A 14,937-nucleotide genomic window follows, 5' to 3' on the forward strand; every position below is an offset into this window, starting at 1 on the left:
GCGGATGGTGCTGGGTCACGGCGTTCGCATGGACGGGGAATACCCTACAGCGCGTTGAGAGTGTTTTCTACTTAAATTTTAAGGTTAACTCAGTAACAATATCGCTGGACACAGTACCCAATCCACTGAACAGGCATAACAGAAATTATACAGGACGGCCGTTAACCTAAAATTTCCCTAAGTGCCTCCCCGAATTGGAGCTCTCTAGCGCAGAAAACTTCAACGGCCACCGAGAGAGGGAATCTCGGTGGCCGTGAACATCCCCTTGCGTGAAACAAGGAAGTCTATGTGATTTATGCAGTTGTAGCCCGGCGGGCCGCCTCGCGCTTAGCGCGGACCTTTTCCACCACCGCGGCAACGCGGGCGCGCTCTTCCAAGAACTGTGGTGGGTTATGCCCGCGCATCGTGCGGACATAGGCCGGGTGGGTATCAAGCACCGTGTGCTTCCACGCTTGGACCGCAATGAGGGCGGACTCGCCGGTGCGCTTGTACAAGTGCGGCAGCGAGACCATGTCGAGGTTGCGGGCCACGGCGTCGGTTTGTGCAAGCACGTACTCGACTACCTCGCGGAGGTAATCCGCCACGGCCTGGGTGCGAGAGCGCAGGGACTCGGCCAGCTCGTGCACCACGATGGGCTTGGAGATGGGGAATCGCTCATCCAATAGGCGCGGGGTAAGTTGTTCCGGCTCTTCCACGTCATTCACGCCGGAAGAAGCGGCGGAAATAGTACCGGAGCGCACACCGGAGACCAGGGCTTGGCGCAGGCCCATCAGCTCGCCTACACAACGGCCGGAGTCAACGCGAGCGTCTTCGACAATATCGCCCAGCTCAGCTAGGCAATCCATGCACAGCTCTTCGTCCCAATCCTCGATGGCTTCAATGAGGTGCTCGAGATATTCTGCGACTTCGTCGCCGATATTGTAAATCTCTTGCGTAAGCTCGCGGTGGCGCAGCTCGGCGGCGATTTTGTGCATTGGCTTCGAGCCACTCCCTTCCACGGTCCCATTTCTAACCTCTAGTAGAGGTTGAGGTTTGCTGTAACGCCTCACGACTTTATGCGAGATCCACCGCCACGAGCGCGCGACACTCCGAAGCCATTCACAGGTTTATGGCAGGTTCGCCCGCACTGAAGCGAGGATGGTGGGGTGAGCTGCAGAAGGGGGCGTCGGCAAGCAGGGCAAAAAGAAACACCCGAGGGAATTCCCTCGGGTGTACCCGTCGCGCAGCCTAGCGCTTGTACAGGTGCTCGATGGCCGCAGCATAGCGCTGCGCTACCACGTTGCGCTTAACCTTCATGGTGGGGGTCAGCTCATTTTCTTCCTCGGTAAGGTCAGATTCGAGGATGTAGAACTTCTTGATGCCCTCCGCATGGGAGACGGTGGAATTAACCTGGTTGATGGCGTCCTGCAGCTCCGCGCGCAGGGTCGGATCGGTAGCCAGCTCGCGCATGGAGCGATTCTCCGGAATGTTGTGGTCCAGCTTCCAGCGCTTCAAAATGTCCGGATCCAGGGTCAGCAGCACGCCAACGAAGGGCTTGCCATCGCCAACCACCATGGCCTGGGAGATAAGCGGGTGCCCGCGCAGGATATCCTCCATCGGGCCGGGCGAGACATTTTTGCCGCCGGCCGTGACAATGAGGTCCTTCTTGCGGCCAGTGATAACGAGCTTGCCGTCCTCATCAATCTCACCCAGGTCGCCGGTGTTGTACCAGCCATCCTCGAGGGCCTCGGCCGTGGCTTCCGGATTATTCCAGTAACCATGGAAGACGATATCGCCCTTGATGCAGATTTCGCCTTCATCGTTGATGCGGAAGGTCACGCCACCCATCGGCGGGCCAACGGTACCGATGGACTGATCCACAAAGTCCACCGCGGCCGCGGCGGCGACCTCGGTCAGGCCATAGCCCTCATAGACCGGGATGCCGATACCGCGGTACCAGTGCAGCAGGTCATGGCCCATGGCCGAGCCACCGGTAATGCAGTAGTTCACGTTGCCGCCCACGCCTTTGCGGATGGTGGAGTAGACCAGCTTGTCAAAAACCTTGTGCTTGGCCTTGAGGAAGCGGTCCGGGCCCTCCGGCTTATCCAAAGCCTTGGAGTACTCGATGGCTACCTTCTCGGACTGCTCAAAAAGCAAGGTCTTGATACCGGAATCGGCCACCTTTGCGGCAGCAGAGTTGCGCACCTTTTCAAAGACGCGCGGCACGCCCAGAATGACGTTGGGACGGGAGCGGGCAAATTCGATGGAGATGGTGGAAAAGTCCGACCAGTGATTCTGGGAGGCACCACGCATGGCCACCGCAATGGATACCGCGCGAGCAAAGACGTGGGCCAGCGGCAGGAAGGTCAGGGTGTGGCTACCCGGCACGGCGAAGATGCCAATCGGGTTGGTGCACAGGCCACGGGTCTGGGCCAGCCAGTTGCGGTGGGTCAGGATGCAGCCCTTGGGGCGGCCGGTGGTGCCCGAGGTATACACCAGGGAGGCCAGGTCATCGGTGGAGGTGGCCTTGATGCGGGCGTATACCTCGTCGGCGGCCACGCCGCGGCCCTCGAACTTCAAGGTATCGATGGCAGAAGAGTTAATTTCCAGCACGCGGCGCAGCTGCGATGGGGAGCCCTTGAGATTGGGCTCGCCGTCTTCTTGCAGCACCAGGTTTTCTACCAGCTCGGAGTGCTCGCGGGTTTCCGTAATGGCGAGCACGGCGCCGGAGTCCTCAATGATCCAACGCACCTGGGAGGCAGAAGAGGACGGGTAGACCGGCACGGAGGCGGCACCGGCGGCCCAGATGGCGAAGTCCAGCAGGGACCACTCATAGCGGGTGGCAGAGATAAGGGCGACGCGATCCCCCTGCTGCACACCCAGGGCGATAAGTCCCTGGGCTACTTCAAAGACCTCATCGATGAATTCTTTGCCCGTGACATTGACCCACTCATAGTTAGCCGGGCGGGTAAACATGACGCCGTGAGGGCGCTTCTTCGCGGTGTCCATCAGGGCGGTCAGGCAGGTTTCGCCAGGCTCGATAGTAAATTGCGCCGGGGTATGCACTTCTTGCAGGGTCACGCGGTGTCCTTTCGAACAGCTAATTATTAATCTCCGCCTACTGTACCAATCAGTTCCCCAGCAGGCGCGTTGTCCCCGTGGCACAATGTGGCCTGTGACTACCCGCGACTTGCTTGAAGAACTCGCTCAGCGCCACGGCGTGGCCACCAGCTATACCTCCCAGTCTGGTTTCCCCGTCCACGTCGCTGAAGACACTATTGCCTATACCCTGCGCGCCTTGGGCGTGGCCATCGATGACAATCCAGACGATGCGGCGCTAACGCAGCTGCTTTACGACGACTACCTGGACCGCTCCTCCCAGCCCCTCCCCCACTGCGTGGTCGCACCCCAGGGCCAAGAGCGCGGGTTCATGGTCCACGTGCACGCGGGCGATGCCGCCAACGTACACATTGAGTTGGAGGAAGGAGGCACCCGCGAGGTCTACCAAGACCCCAATGACGCCCCGGATGCCAATGTTGATGGCACGTTGTGGGGCGAGGCGAGCTTCCACATCCCCGGCGATCTGCCCATGGGGTACCACGAGTTGGTATTGGAGTCCGGGGGCATCGGCAAGCATGCCTGCCCGCTCATCATTACCCCGGCGCGCCTTTCCACGGCCGATGAGTTTGTGGAGCGCCCCATTAGCGGCGTGATGGCGCAGCTGTATTCGGTGCGCTCGGAGTCCTCCTGGGGCATCGGCGATTTCCAGGATCTGGGGCAGTTGGCGGAGACGCTGGCCCCGCACGCGGATTTCTTGCTGGTCAACCCGCTGCATGCGGCCGAGCCGCTTCCGCCGGTGGAGGACTCGCCGTACCTGCCCACCACGCGGCGCTTTATCAACCCGCTCTACCTGCACATCGAATCCATCCCGGAGCTCAAGCTCCTGCCGGAGGACCTGCAGGATGATGTGCGCGAGCTGGCCGAGGAGTTTCGCCAGCGCAATCGCAGCGCCGAGGAGATTGACCGCGACACCATTTTTGAGGCCAAGCTGCAGGTGCTGCGCGAGCTCTTTAACTACCAGCCCTCCCCGGAGCGCGAAGAGGCCTTCGTGCGCTACGCCCGCGAGGAAGGCCGCGGCCTGCGCGATTTCGCATATTGGTGTGCGCAACAAGACGCCGCCGCACAGTCGGGCCAGCGCCATGCCGAAGGCCTGGACATGGACACGCTCACGCGCTTTTATTCCTGGCTGCAGTTCCTGTGCGATGAGCAGCTGGCCGCCGCGCAGCAGCGCGCGCTCGATGCCGGCATGCGCCTGGGCCTGGTGACTGATCTTGCCGTGGGTGTGCACCCGGGCGGCGCCGATGCCGTGAACCTCACTGAGTATTTGGCGCCGCAGTGCTCGGTGGGTGCCCCGCCGGATGACTATAACCAGCAGGGCCAGGATTGGTCGCAGCCGCCGTGGCACCCGCAGCGCCTGGCCGCCGCGGGCTATGCCCCGTGGCGCGAGATGCTCTCCACCGTGCTGCGCCATGCCGGCGGGGTGCGCGTGGACCACATCTTAGGGCTTTTCCGTCTGTATTGGATCCCGCGCATGGCCAGCCCGCTGACGGGCACCTATGTCTCCTATGATTTTGAGGCCATGGTGGGCATCTTGGCGCTAGAGGCGCAGCGCGCCGGTGCGGTGGTCATCGGTGAGGACCTCGGCACCGTCGAGCCGTGGGTACAAGACGTGCTCGCGCAGAAGGCGGTGCTGGGTACCTCCATCGTGTGGTTTGAGCGCGACGATGATGACTACTCCCCGCTGCCGCAGGACAAGTATCGCCAGCTGGCGCTGTCCTCAGTCAATACCCACGATCTGCCGCCGACCTTGGCGTACCTGCGCGGCGATCATATTTCCCTCCGCGCGCGCTTAGGCGTGCTGACCCGCTCGGTGGAGGACGAGCAGCGCGATGACATTGAGTGGCAGGCCCGCGTATTGGGCGCGGTAGCGGACCGAGGCCTCTTGCCGCAGCGCGATTACCTAGTGGATCCGGCCGAGCGCGCCTCCCGCGGCGCGGAGGAAGACATTTCTGTGGCGCTGCACCGCTATATTGCGGGCACGCCTTCAGCACTTGCCTGCACCAGCTTGGTGGACATGGTGGGCGATGTACGTGCGCAGAATCAGCCGGGCACCACGCACGAGCTTTATCCCAATTGGTGCGTGCCGCTATGCGATACCAACGGCACTGCCCTGCTTATCGAGGATCTTCCCGGATTGGAATTCTTCCAGCGCTTAGCAGCCACCAGCAGGAAGGACTAGCGCTGGGCCTAAGCCTCTGCGCGCAGTGGGCGCGTCTAGGTCCACAGGCCGATGAGGGCAACGACGATGACCAGCGCGATCATCGTCCACAGTGTGAGAGAGACGCGGGATTTGGGCAGGGCGCGCTTGCGCTTTGCCGGCTGGGCGCCGGGCTTAGTTGCCGAGGCGGAAGACTGGCCGGCGCGCTTGGCTTCGGGGTCCCAAAGGCCCTCGCGGGGGTTAGCGCGCAGCTCGGCGCGCTCCTGCCGCGCGCGCTCGTTATTTTCCTCAGCCATGATGGTCTACCTTAGTGCTGCGGCTGCGCTGCTGGGAAATCACTCCGGCGGCCCGATTGGCCACGCGGTCAACCGCCCACATCAGGCACCACGCTATGACCACCATGAGCGGCACGGCGATGGCCACCACGATGACCATTTGAATCCACACGGGCGCCTGCACCAACAATTGCGATAGCGTGCTGCCCAAGCTCGTCAACCACTCCATGGCTACTTATCCTACTTGCTCGCGGTAATCTGGCTGACATGTCGAGCGCCCAGATTCCCGTTACCGTCACCACCGCCTCCGGCCGGATCACCGGCGTGCGCCGCGATGGCCTGCACTACTTCCACTCGGTGCGCTATAGCACCATCCCCAGCCCCTACTCGCCTGCCGAGCCGCTGGATGGCGCCTTTGATCAGGATGCCCGCGAGCCGCGCCCAAATGACATTGCGCTGAGCATTACCGCGCCTGCCGACGCCGCCGAGTGCCCCGTCGTGGTCTTTATTCACGGCGGCCGCTTTGAGCACGGCTCGCACGAGGATCCACGCCTGTCGGGGGAAAAGAATGCCCGCCACGGGGTAATCCAGGTCAACGTGGGTTACCGGGTGGGCTTGGCTGGCTTCGCGCGCTTCGACGGCGACGAGGCGGACCGCTACCGCGGCATCGATGATTGCCTCTTGGCCTTGGAGTGGCTACAGGACAATATCGAGGCCTTTGGCGGCGATAAGACCAATATCACCTTGGTAGGCCAATCCGCTGGGGCAGCGATGAGCTTGTGGCTCGCACGCCGCGATCACTTCCGGGGCGGTTTCCGCCGCGTGCTGGCGCTCTCGCCGGCATTCCCGCGCGACCGTTTTGAGCATCGCATCACCGACCTGCGCCGGGCCCTAGGCGTGCCGGTCACGCGCCAGGCGCTGGAAAAGATGGATCCTGAATCACTGGCCAAGGGCTATGCCAAATTCCGCAAGAAGTACCGCTTCGACGTTGCCTTGGGCCCCGCACCACTGCGCGCCGAAGAATTGGCGGATATCCCTATCGTGGTGACGTCTACCCGCGATGAGTTCTACAACATGCCTGCGGCCCAGCGCATTGACAAGATGGCGCTGGCGGGCTTTATTACCAGCTACTTTTCACCCAAGTTTGGGATTTCGCAGGGGCGCTTCAAGCAGTGGCAGCAATTGGCGCACTACGTCGATCCGCAGCGGCCGATGGGCCGCCTCATCGGTGATGCCGCCGTGCGCCGCTGGACAGCCCAGGTAGCCGAGGAGGCTCCAGGCCCGACCTGGATGATGGAATTTACCCGGACCGAAGCCCCCGCGGTGCACTGCGCCGAGTTAGACCCGCTCTTTGGCGGCAGCGGAGGCGAGGAGGCCGACGCTTCCCCGGCCGGTGAGCTCAACGAGTGGCTGCGCCACTATGCCACCACGGGCGAGCCCGGTTTCCCCGGCTACGGCGATGACCACCAGGTGTTGGAATTCAACCTGGATACGGGAGAGCGTCGGCTAGCCTATGCCACCTTGGACTATGTGGCCGCGGCCTTCTATAACGACGACGAGCTTGGGGTGTAGCGGGCGCCGAAAATTACAACGCGGCGCGCAGCGCGCTATCCGCGAGCTCGTCAATCATCCACGGGCTAAAAACACCAGGCATGGCATCGGCGGCGGCGAAGAGGTTTGCTGGCTCGACCCATTGGTAGGAATCTACCTCGTCGGGGTTAGGCTCCCAGGTGGCGTCGGCAGCAAGCTCAACGGTATATACCGGGCAGATTTCATTTTCTACCGTGCCGGAGGAATCCACCGCGCGGTAGGAAAAGTCCGGCAGAATAAGCCGCGGGGCGGACAGATCCGCCGGCGCAATGCCCAGCTCAAAGGAAGCGCGGCGCAGCACCGCATCCGCGGTCTCCTCGCCGGGTGCAGGGTGGCCGCAAAAAGCATTGGTCCACACGCCGGGCCAAGTGCGCTTCCTCAGCGCACGGCGGGTGACTAACACCTTGCCGCCGCAGGTCAGCCAGGCAGAGAAGGCAAAGTGCAGCGGAGTATCGGTGGTATGAACTTCGGCCTTGGGAGCGGTGCCGATGGGTTCACCTGCGGCAGAGGCCAAGACTACAAGTTCTGTCATAGATTAAGGTCTCCTACCCAGGTCACGTTGCCAATGTGCAAACGCGCATTCCACAGGTTGCCAGGCGTCACGTCATAGCGGTACTGCAGGTTGACCGAAGCGCCCGCGCCCAGCGGATGATCGAGTCCCGGGGGTTCTACGCCCGGAGCGGACTCCTTGTCATAGGGCAAGGAATTGATCTTGGCCCAGCCGCCATTGCCGTCGGCGCGCTCCAGGGCGGGGTCATCGAAGGCGTCGACAGGCAGGGGCACGTCGTTGTCGTTCTTGAGCAGAATGGTCACTACGGTGCCGCCGGAGTTGCTATCGGTATACACGCCCTGCAACTCCCAGCTCACACCAAGGCCCTTATCCTCCACCGGCTCGGCCAGATTAGAAGTAACTTCCTTATCGTCAGTGTCCTTGGCCTCGTACGGGGCCTCTTCGGAGCTGGAGACGGTGATATGGTCCCCCAGCCCGGTTTCTTCCGGCTGGAGAACGCTACATCCGGTCAGGGTCACGGCAAGTACGCTGACTACGCCCGCGCCGAGTGTGTGGGAAATTTTCACCGTGGATGGATCCTTTGCACGTGAAGATTGTTGTATTTCTGCACAAGTACCTTAGCCTAAACCTCCCTGAACTTAAGTATTTACGCTCGTTAACGCCGCATGTGGCATACTGGGCAGTCGCTTAAATCTCTCCCTCCTTTTCCCTAATTCCGCGCACTAACCGCCGTTTCGAAGTGAGTGTGGTCTACTTATGAATTCCATTTTGCGCATTACCCGCAGTGCCTCCGCCCTGTGGCCCTTTTACCTGGGCGTGCTGCTGACCGCCACAATCACCGCAGTCGTCGCACTGGTCTCGCCGTTTTTGACGCGCGAAGCCACCGATACCATCGTGGACGCCCTGCAGAACGACGCCCCACTGAGCGACGCGCTGCGTACGGTGCTGTTGCTGGCAGTGGCGCTTTTCCTTGCCGACGCCGCCAATGCCCTCTTCCGCAATATCGGCGGCTACATCGGCGATGTCATGGTCTCGCGCCTGCGCGAGATTTTGTCCACGCGTTACTTTGCGAAGCTGCTGGCCCTCCCGCAGGGCTATTACGATAACCAGGTCACCGGCACGATCATCGCCCGGCTGGATCGCTCGATTGCCAATATCACGCAGTTCGTGCAGTCCTTTGCCAATAACTTCTTCACGATGATCATCCAGACCCTCGCGGTGCTGGCCATTACCGCGTGGTATTACTGGCCGCTGGCTATCCTGCTCGCGCTGCTCTTTCCGGTCTATATGTGGCTTACCGCGCTGACCTCGAAGCGCTGGCAGAAATTTGAGGCCGTCAAAAACGAAAATATCGACCTCGCCAACGGCCGCTTCGCCGAGGTCATCGGCCAGGTCAAGGTGGCTAAGTCTTTCGTGAGCGAAACCCGCGAGCTCTCCCACTTTGCTCAGCGCTACCGCACCGTGGTCGATACCACCAAGCCACAATCGCGCTGGTGGCACATGATGGATACCTTCCGCGGCCTGGCCATGGCTGTTATCTTCCTCGGCATTTACGGCGTAATTTTCTGGCGCACGCTCGAGGGGCATTTCTCCTTGGGCGATATGGTCATGTTGCTGCAGATGGTCTCCAGCGCGAAGCAGCCGGTCTTTATGATGAGCTGGATTGTCGATACCGCCCAGCGCGCCATCGCCGGTTCCAAGGACTACTTCAAAGTCATGGAAGAAGAGTTGGAGCCCACCGCACCGCGCGAGTTGGTTGCCGCCACCACCGGTTCGCATACCCCGCAGCTCGATCTCACCCCGGTACACCCGCTGGAGCCCACACCCGGCGCGCCGGTCTTCTCCTTTGACCATGTCTCCTTCGCCTACGAGGAAGGCAAGCCCGTGGTGGAGGATATTTCCTTCGCCGCCTCTGAGGGCCACAAGGTGGCGCTCGTGGGCGAATCCGGCGGCGGCAAGTCCACGTTGGTCAACCTCCTGCTAGGCCTTTACCATCCATCTGCCGGGCACCTCGATGTGCTGGGGCACCGAGTAGACGATCTCACCGCCTCGCGCCTGCGCGCCTCGGTGGGCGTGGTCTTCCAGGAGTCTTATCTCTTCTCCGGCACCATTCGCGAAAATATCGCCTACGGCAAGCCGGGTGCCACGGAGGAGGAGATCATAGACGTCGCCAAGCGGGCCAATGCCCATGAGTTCATCCAAGCCTTCCCGGACGGCTATGACACGGTCATTGGTGAGCGCGGTCTGAAACTATCCGGCGGGCAGAAGCAGCGCGTCTCCGTTGCCCGCGCCATGCTCAAGGACGCGCCCATCCTGGTGCTGGATGAGGCCACCTCGGCGCTGGATACCAAGTCCGAGCGCGCTGTGCAGGCCGGCCTGGATGAGCTAATGAAGGACCGCACCACGCTGATTATTGCCCACCGCCTATCTACGATTGCGGATGTGGATACCATCATCACCTTGGATCGCGGCCGCATTGATGAGATGGGCTCGCCGGCCGAGCTGGCGCAATCCGGTGGCATTTATGCCGAGTTGCTCAAGCTCACCCAATCCACCTCGGCCGCGGACCGCCGCCGGTTGAAGAAGTATGGTTTTGTCTCCGGCCCTGCCTCCGAATCCGAAGACGAGGAGGAGGACTCCCGGTGGGCCGACAAGGAAGATGAATAAAAGCGCATAAAAGCGCTGGGGTGGCCGCGGGCTTCGCGTTATGGTTATGGCCATGGAGTTTCCTAGCCTAGAAGAGTTGCAAGCCCGCGGAACCCGCAAGTGGACCGTCTTCGAGGAAGACGTCCTGCCGCTGTGGATCGCGGAGTCCGATTTCCCCACCGCGCCCGCCGTAAAGAAGGCGCTGGAAGAGATGGTGGATAAGGAAACCTTCGGCTATACCCCAGCACCCAAGGCCTCGGGGCTGCGCGAAGCAGTGGCCGATTTCTATGACACACGCTACGGCTGGCGCCCCAACTCCGACCATATTTTCTGGATCGGCGATGTAGTGCGCGGCCTATTGCTCGGCGTGCAGTACTTCACCCGTGAGGACTCGCCCGTGGTCGTGCCGGTTCCTTCCTACCCACCGCTTTTGGAACTGCCACGCACCGCGGGCCGTGAGAAGATCGAGACCAGCTTGGAGCTCGACGATATTGAGCGCGCCTTCCAGGCGGGCGCGGGCTCTATTTTGCTGGCCAATCCCTATAATCCGCTCGGCCGCGTCTTGGACGAGGACTACCTCACCGGCCTGGTAGAACTGGCAGAAAAATATGATGCGCGCATCCTGGCCGATGAAATCCATGCCCCGCTGGTCTATGAGGGGCGACATATCCCGGTGGCGTCGCTTAGCGCGGCGGCCGCGGAGCGCACCATCACGGTAACCGCTACGTCTAAGGCTTTTAATATTGCCGGGCTCAAGTGCGCGCAGATCATTTTCTCCAACACGGCCGATGTACACACGTGGAATGGCCTTACAGGCGTGGCCAAGGATGGCACGGGCACCTTGGGTGTGTTGGCCGCGGAGACCGCCTACCGCGAGTGCGGCGACTTCCTCGATGAAGAAATAGCGTACCTGCGGCAGACCCGCGATTGGTTGGTGGAGGAGCTGCCTCAGCGCATCCCCGGCTTAAAGACCAGCAAGCCGGACGCCACCTACCTGCTGTGGTTGGATTTTGCCGATACCGCTATCGGCGGCAACCCGCAGCCGGCCAAGTGGTTGCGGGAGAATGCGAAGGTAGCGCTTAATGAGGGCGATACCTTTGGCACCGGCGGCCCGGGCCATGCGCGGTTGAATTTCTCTACCTCACGCGAGATCTTAGAAGAGGCACTCGACCGCATGGAGCGTGCCTTCGCGGCTCTCGATTAATCTGGCGCGGCTGGGGCAACCATGTAGCCTGCATCACCCCCACACTTTGATTTCTCACCATGTGGGCAGTAATGTCTCATTACACGAACAGGCGCGACCCGCCACCTCGGACCGCGAGGACGATCCCCACCCCGCCACCACCCCTCGGCGGAACGGGAGCCTCATCGCATACTAGCTGTACATGGAAAATTAAGGAGCCACAATGGCTACCCCAGTTGCGTCACGCACCTCTAAGCCCGGCGCCACCATCGTAATTGCGTCGCTGATGCTGTTTTCGATGTTCTTCGGCGCCGGCAACCTCATCTTCCCGCCCATGGTGGGCGTTTCGGCCGGCACCAACTTTTGGCCCGCCGTCCTCGGCTTCTTGGCCGCCGGCGTGCTCCTTCCGGTTCTAGCTATTGTTGCCGTTGCCATTTCTGGCCGCTCCGTGCGCGATTTGAGCTCCAACGGCGGCGCCCTCTTCGGCTTGGTCTTTTCCGTGATGGCCTACCTGGCCATCGGTGCTTTCTACGCCCTGCCGCGCACCGGCGCCGTGTCCATGGAAACCGCCATTACCCCGCTTCTGGGCTGGGAAGGAACGATGGCCAATGGCATCTTCAATATCATCTTCTTCCTTATCGCTTTAGTGCTGGCCTGGAGCCCAAACACCATCATCGATACCTTGGGCAAGTTCCTTACCCCAGCCCTGGTAGCGCTGCTGATCGTCCTTATCACTTTGGCCGCTTTTAGCAACGGCCGCGATCCCCAGACCCCTACCGAGGATTATTCTTCTTCCCCCATGGTCACCGGCCTGTTCGAGGGCTATAACACCATGGACGCGATTGCCGGCTTGGCCTTTTCCATCGTGATTGTCGGCTCTTTGCGCTCCAAGGGCTTTAAGACCAAGAAGTCCTTGGTTAACGGCACCATCACCGCCGCACTGGTTGCTGGCGCTTTGCTGGCCGCGATCTACCTTGGCTTGGCGTGGGTAGGCCAAACCATTCCTAATGGCCAGTCCTATGAGTCGGGAGCGCCCCTGCTTGCCGACGCCGCCAATCTCACCATGGGCACCATCGGCCAAGCCGTCTTCTCTGCCATCGTCATCCTGGCCTGCATGACCACCGCGGTGGGCCTTATCACCTCCACCTCGGCCTTCTTCGAAATGCTTGTGCCCAAGGTGAAGTACCACGTCTGGGCCTGCCTATTTACCGCACTGTCCATCCTCTTTGCCTTCCAAGGTCTGGATACGGTGCTGTCTATCGCGGTTCCATTCATTACTTTCCTGTACCCGCCGGCTATCTCCCTTATCGTTCTCACCCTGATCCAGCCGGTGGTAAAGAAGTCCGTCGTCTTTTACTGGACCTACCGCCTGGCGCTGTGGGTATCGGTGCTGTGGTCGGCTCTGTCCGTCATCGCCGCACAGGGCTGGGGCGCCGATGCACTCGATCCCATCTTGAGCCTGGCGCCCGGCCAGTCCGTGGACTTGGGCTGGATTGTTCCTACCGCTATCGCGGCAGTCATCGGCCTCGTTGTCGATATCGCCACCAAGGCCGGCGAGAAGCACGCCGCCGCCAACCCACCAGCGGAAGAACCGGCCGAGGCTGAGGCCCTCGCAGAGGCCTAATCGCCTTTCGCCTCTTCCACTCCCCTCCCTCTCTCCGTTGCCCCGCAGCGCCGAGGCGGAGGGGAGATTTCTGTGTGCCTACCGCTCTCCACACCACACTGCCGTATCGCCCCCCGACCGGAATAGTCGGGCGGCGCGTACCGTTGGAAGGAGAGAACTTATTAAGCATCTACCGAAGCAAAGGAAGGCCCTCCACCGTGACCGAACGCGCGCATCTTTCCGCCTTGGACTTCTGCACCATCTATGAGGGCGAAACTCCAGCACAGTCCATCGCCCGCTCCGTGCAATTGGCACAGGAAGCAGAAAAGCTGGGCTACTCCCGCATGTGGTACACCGAGCACCACAATATGAAGTCCATCATGTCCTCTTCCCCGGCCGTGCTCATCGCCCACATCGGTGCGAAGACCGAGCGCATCCGCTTGGGCTCCGGCGGCGTGATGCTGCCCAACCACTCTCCTTATGTCATCGCCGAGCAATTCGGCACCTTGGAGGAGATGTACCCCGAGCGCATTGACTTGGGCGTGGGCCGCGCCCCCGGCACGGACATGAATACCCTGGGCCGCGCGCTGCGCCGCGACGCCCACTCTGCCGAGCGCTTCCCCGAGGACGTCAAGGAGCTCAACTCCTACCTCGAGGGCAAGTCCTATATCCCGGGAGTCAGCGCCATTCCAGGCGCGAATACCAACGTGCCTATCTATATTTTGGGCTCGTCCATGTTCGGCGCCTCGCTGGCCGCCAAGCTCGGCCTGCCTTATGCCTTTGCCTCCCACTTCGCCCCGCAGCACCTCGAGCAGGCCACCACCTACTACCGCGAGCACTTCCAGCCCTCCGAGCGCTTTAGCAAGCCCTATGTCATCGCCGGCGTCAACGTCACCGCCGCCGATACCACCCAAGAGGCACAGGAAGAATACGAGCGCGTGTGCTTCAACCGCGTCAAGGCCTTCGCCGGCCGCGGCAAGCACCTCACCGACGAGCAGGTAGAGCAGATCATCGGCTCGTACCAGGGCCAGCAGATCCTCGACATGCTGAAGTACTCCGCCGTCGGCACCGCCGATGAGGTGGCCGCCTACCTCGATACCTTCCAAGAGCACGCCAAGGCCGATGAGCTCATGGTCTCTCTGCAGTCCAGCTCGCACGAAGAAGTAATCAAGAATATGCAGCTGCTCGCGCAGGGCTGGCAGCTCGATCCGGCACGCGTAGCCGGCACCCCGAGCTAGTCTTCGGCCCGCACCTGGCCCAAGTGGTCAATGGGAACGCCGGGGAACCGCTCCCGGAGCTTTCCCTCGAGTTCCCGCGGGCCCAGGTTCGCCTGCTCCGGCAGGCGGGCCGAATACCGTTGGGCCTCGTCCAAGGTAGAAACGCGCACCCCGCCTGGAATCAGGGCAAGGAAATTCTGATCCGGCCCGAGCGAATAGAACTGCACGCGCTCTAGCTCAGAGGCGGCGAAACTGGTCCGCTGGTGGGGCAAGGAAATCTCCTCGCCGATCCGCAGCACCGGACGTGCCCGGCGCCGCCCGGAGGCCACCACCGCCAGCATGGCGCACAGCGCCCCGCCTAGGGGCATGAGCGCGGCAATGAGATAAACGGAATGCAGGCGCGAATCGGCCGGTTCCTGCAACGCCGAGTAAATAAGCACCCCACCGATAACCAGCAGCGCGACGGCGATGATGACCGCCACCGCTATCGCCTTGCCCAGGCGCGCGCTGCCGCTAGCCGCGCGTACTTCAATCGTTTCGGTGCTCTCGTCCACGGTCACATAGCCTAGCGTGCTCGCCTAGCATCTCGGTGCTGGTCGGACGGCGCGTGGCCTTTTCCTTTTCCTTCCCCTCGGCCAGGCGGGGCACACATGCT

The 14,937-nt window shown here is 61.8% G+C and carries 13 protein-coding genes; 6 read left to right on the top strand and 7 right to left on the bottom strand.

Features of this window, described 5'->3' with window-relative positions; genetic code table 11:
* Nucleotides 1–293: 293 nt before the first annotated feature.
* Together MHY22_RS07010 and MHY22_RS07015 are read right to left on the bottom strand one after the other, a co-directional pair.
* The gene (locus tag MHY22_RS07010) at nucleotides 294–974 is read right to left on the bottom strand and encodes a hypothetical protein (protein ID WP_005324183.1); all 681 of its coding nucleotides are present in this window, start codon (nucleotides 972–974) and stop codon (nucleotides 294–296) included.
* A 253-nt stretch (nucleotides 975–1,227) separates the two neighbouring features.
* The gene (locus tag MHY22_RS07015; RefSeq protein WP_239278685.1) at nucleotides 1,228–3,060 is read right to left on the bottom strand and encodes a long-chain fatty acid--CoA ligase; all 1,833 of its coding nucleotides are present in this window, start codon (nucleotides 3,058–3,060) and stop codon (nucleotides 1,228–1,230) included.
* Between the two features lie 94 nt (nucleotides 3,061–3,154).
* Between MHY22_RS07015 and malQ the strand changes: the two genes are divergently transcribed.
* Complete coding sequence (gene malQ / locus MHY22_RS07020) at nucleotides 3,155–5,278, top strand: 4-alpha-glucanotransferase (RefSeq protein WP_239278686.1); 2,124 nt, start codon at nucleotides 3,155–3,157, stop codon at nucleotides 5,276–5,278.
* A gap of 35 nt (nucleotides 5,279–5,313) precedes the next feature.
* Here malQ and MHY22_RS07025 read toward each other — a convergent pair whose 3' ends face one another.
* Together MHY22_RS07025 and MHY22_RS07030 are read right to left on the bottom strand one after the other, a co-directional pair.
* Nucleotides 5,314–5,553 (bottom strand): hypothetical protein, encoded by a 240-nt coding sequence (locus MHY22_RS07025; protein ID WP_150851274.1) that lies wholly within the window; start codon nucleotides 5,551–5,553, stop codon nucleotides 5,314–5,316.
* On the bottom strand, nucleotides 5,546–5,761 hold the full coding sequence (locus MHY22_RS07030) for a hypothetical protein (protein WP_005324176.1): 216 nt from the start codon (nucleotides 5,759–5,761) through the stop codon (nucleotides 5,546–5,548). Before MHY22_RS07030 ends, MHY22_RS07025 begins: the two co-directional genes overlap by 8 nt.
* Before the next feature lie 38 nt (nucleotides 5,762–5,799).
* On the opposite strand from MHY22_RS07030, the gene MHY22_RS07035 reads away from it, so the two are divergent.
* Complete coding sequence (locus MHY22_RS07035; RefSeq protein ID WP_239278687.1) at nucleotides 5,800–7,104, top strand: alpha/beta fold hydrolase; 1,305 nt, start codon at nucleotides 5,800–5,802, stop codon at nucleotides 7,102–7,104.
* Between the two features lie 13 nt (nucleotides 7,105–7,117).
* On the opposite strand, the gene idi is transcribed toward MHY22_RS07035, so the two are convergent.
* Together idi and MHY22_RS07045 are read right to left on the bottom strand one after the other, a co-directional pair.
* The gene (gene idi, locus MHY22_RS07040) at nucleotides 7,118–7,654 is read right to left on the bottom strand and encodes an isopentenyl-diphosphate Delta-isomerase (protein WP_239278688.1); all 537 of its coding nucleotides are present in this window, start codon (nucleotides 7,652–7,654) and stop codon (nucleotides 7,118–7,120) included.
* Nucleotides 7,651–8,199 (bottom strand): hypothetical protein, encoded by a 549-nt coding sequence (locus MHY22_RS07045; RefSeq protein WP_239278689.1) that lies wholly within the window; start codon nucleotides 8,197–8,199, stop codon nucleotides 7,651–7,653. Before MHY22_RS07045 ends, idi begins: the two co-directional genes overlap by 4 nt.
* 190 nt (nucleotides 8,200–8,389) lie before the next feature.
* Here MHY22_RS07045 and MHY22_RS07050 point away from each other — a divergent pair, with 190 nt between their 5' ends.
* From MHY22_RS07050 to MHY22_RS07065, 4 genes are all read left to right on the top strand, one after another.
* Nucleotides 8,390–10,300 carry an ABC transporter ATP-binding protein gene (locus MHY22_RS07050; protein ID WP_239278691.1) on the top strand — a complete coding sequence of 637 codons (1,911 nt, stop codon included), beginning with the start codon at nucleotides 8,390–8,392 and terminating at the stop codon, nucleotides 10,298–10,300.
* A 52-nt stretch (nucleotides 10,301–10,352) separates the two neighbouring features.
* Nucleotides 10,353–11,483 (top strand): MalY/PatB family protein, encoded by a 1,131-nt coding sequence (locus MHY22_RS07055; RefSeq protein ID WP_239278692.1) that lies wholly within the window; start codon nucleotides 10,353–10,355, stop codon nucleotides 11,481–11,483.
* A 202-nt stretch (nucleotides 11,484–11,685) separates the two neighbouring features.
* Nucleotides 11,686–13,086 carry a branched-chain amino acid transport system II carrier protein gene (brnQ, locus tag MHY22_RS07060; RefSeq protein ID WP_239278693.1) on the top strand — a complete coding sequence of 467 codons (1,401 nt, stop codon included), beginning with the start codon at nucleotides 11,686–11,688 and terminating at the stop codon, nucleotides 13,084–13,086.
* 197 nt (nucleotides 13,087–13,283) lie between these two features.
* Nucleotides 13,284–14,303, top strand: coding sequence for an LLM class flavin-dependent oxidoreductase (locus MHY22_RS07065; protein WP_239278694.1), 1,020 nt, complete (start codon nucleotides 13,284–13,286; stop codon nucleotides 14,301–14,303).
* Here MHY22_RS07065 and MHY22_RS07070 read toward each other — a convergent pair.
* Entirely contained in the window at nucleotides 14,300–14,836 is a 537-nt protein-coding gene (locus MHY22_RS07070; RefSeq protein ID WP_179386845.1) for a hypothetical protein, read from the bottom strand. The two genes, MHY22_RS07065 and MHY22_RS07070, sit on opposite strands and share 4 nt — an antisense overlap.
* Nucleotides 14,837–14,937: the final 101 nt, after the last annotated feature.

Source organism: Corynebacterium sp. ACRPO (assembly GCF_022347205.1).
Lineage (GTDB): Bacteria > Actinomycetota > Actinomycetes > Mycobacteriales > Mycobacteriaceae > Corynebacterium.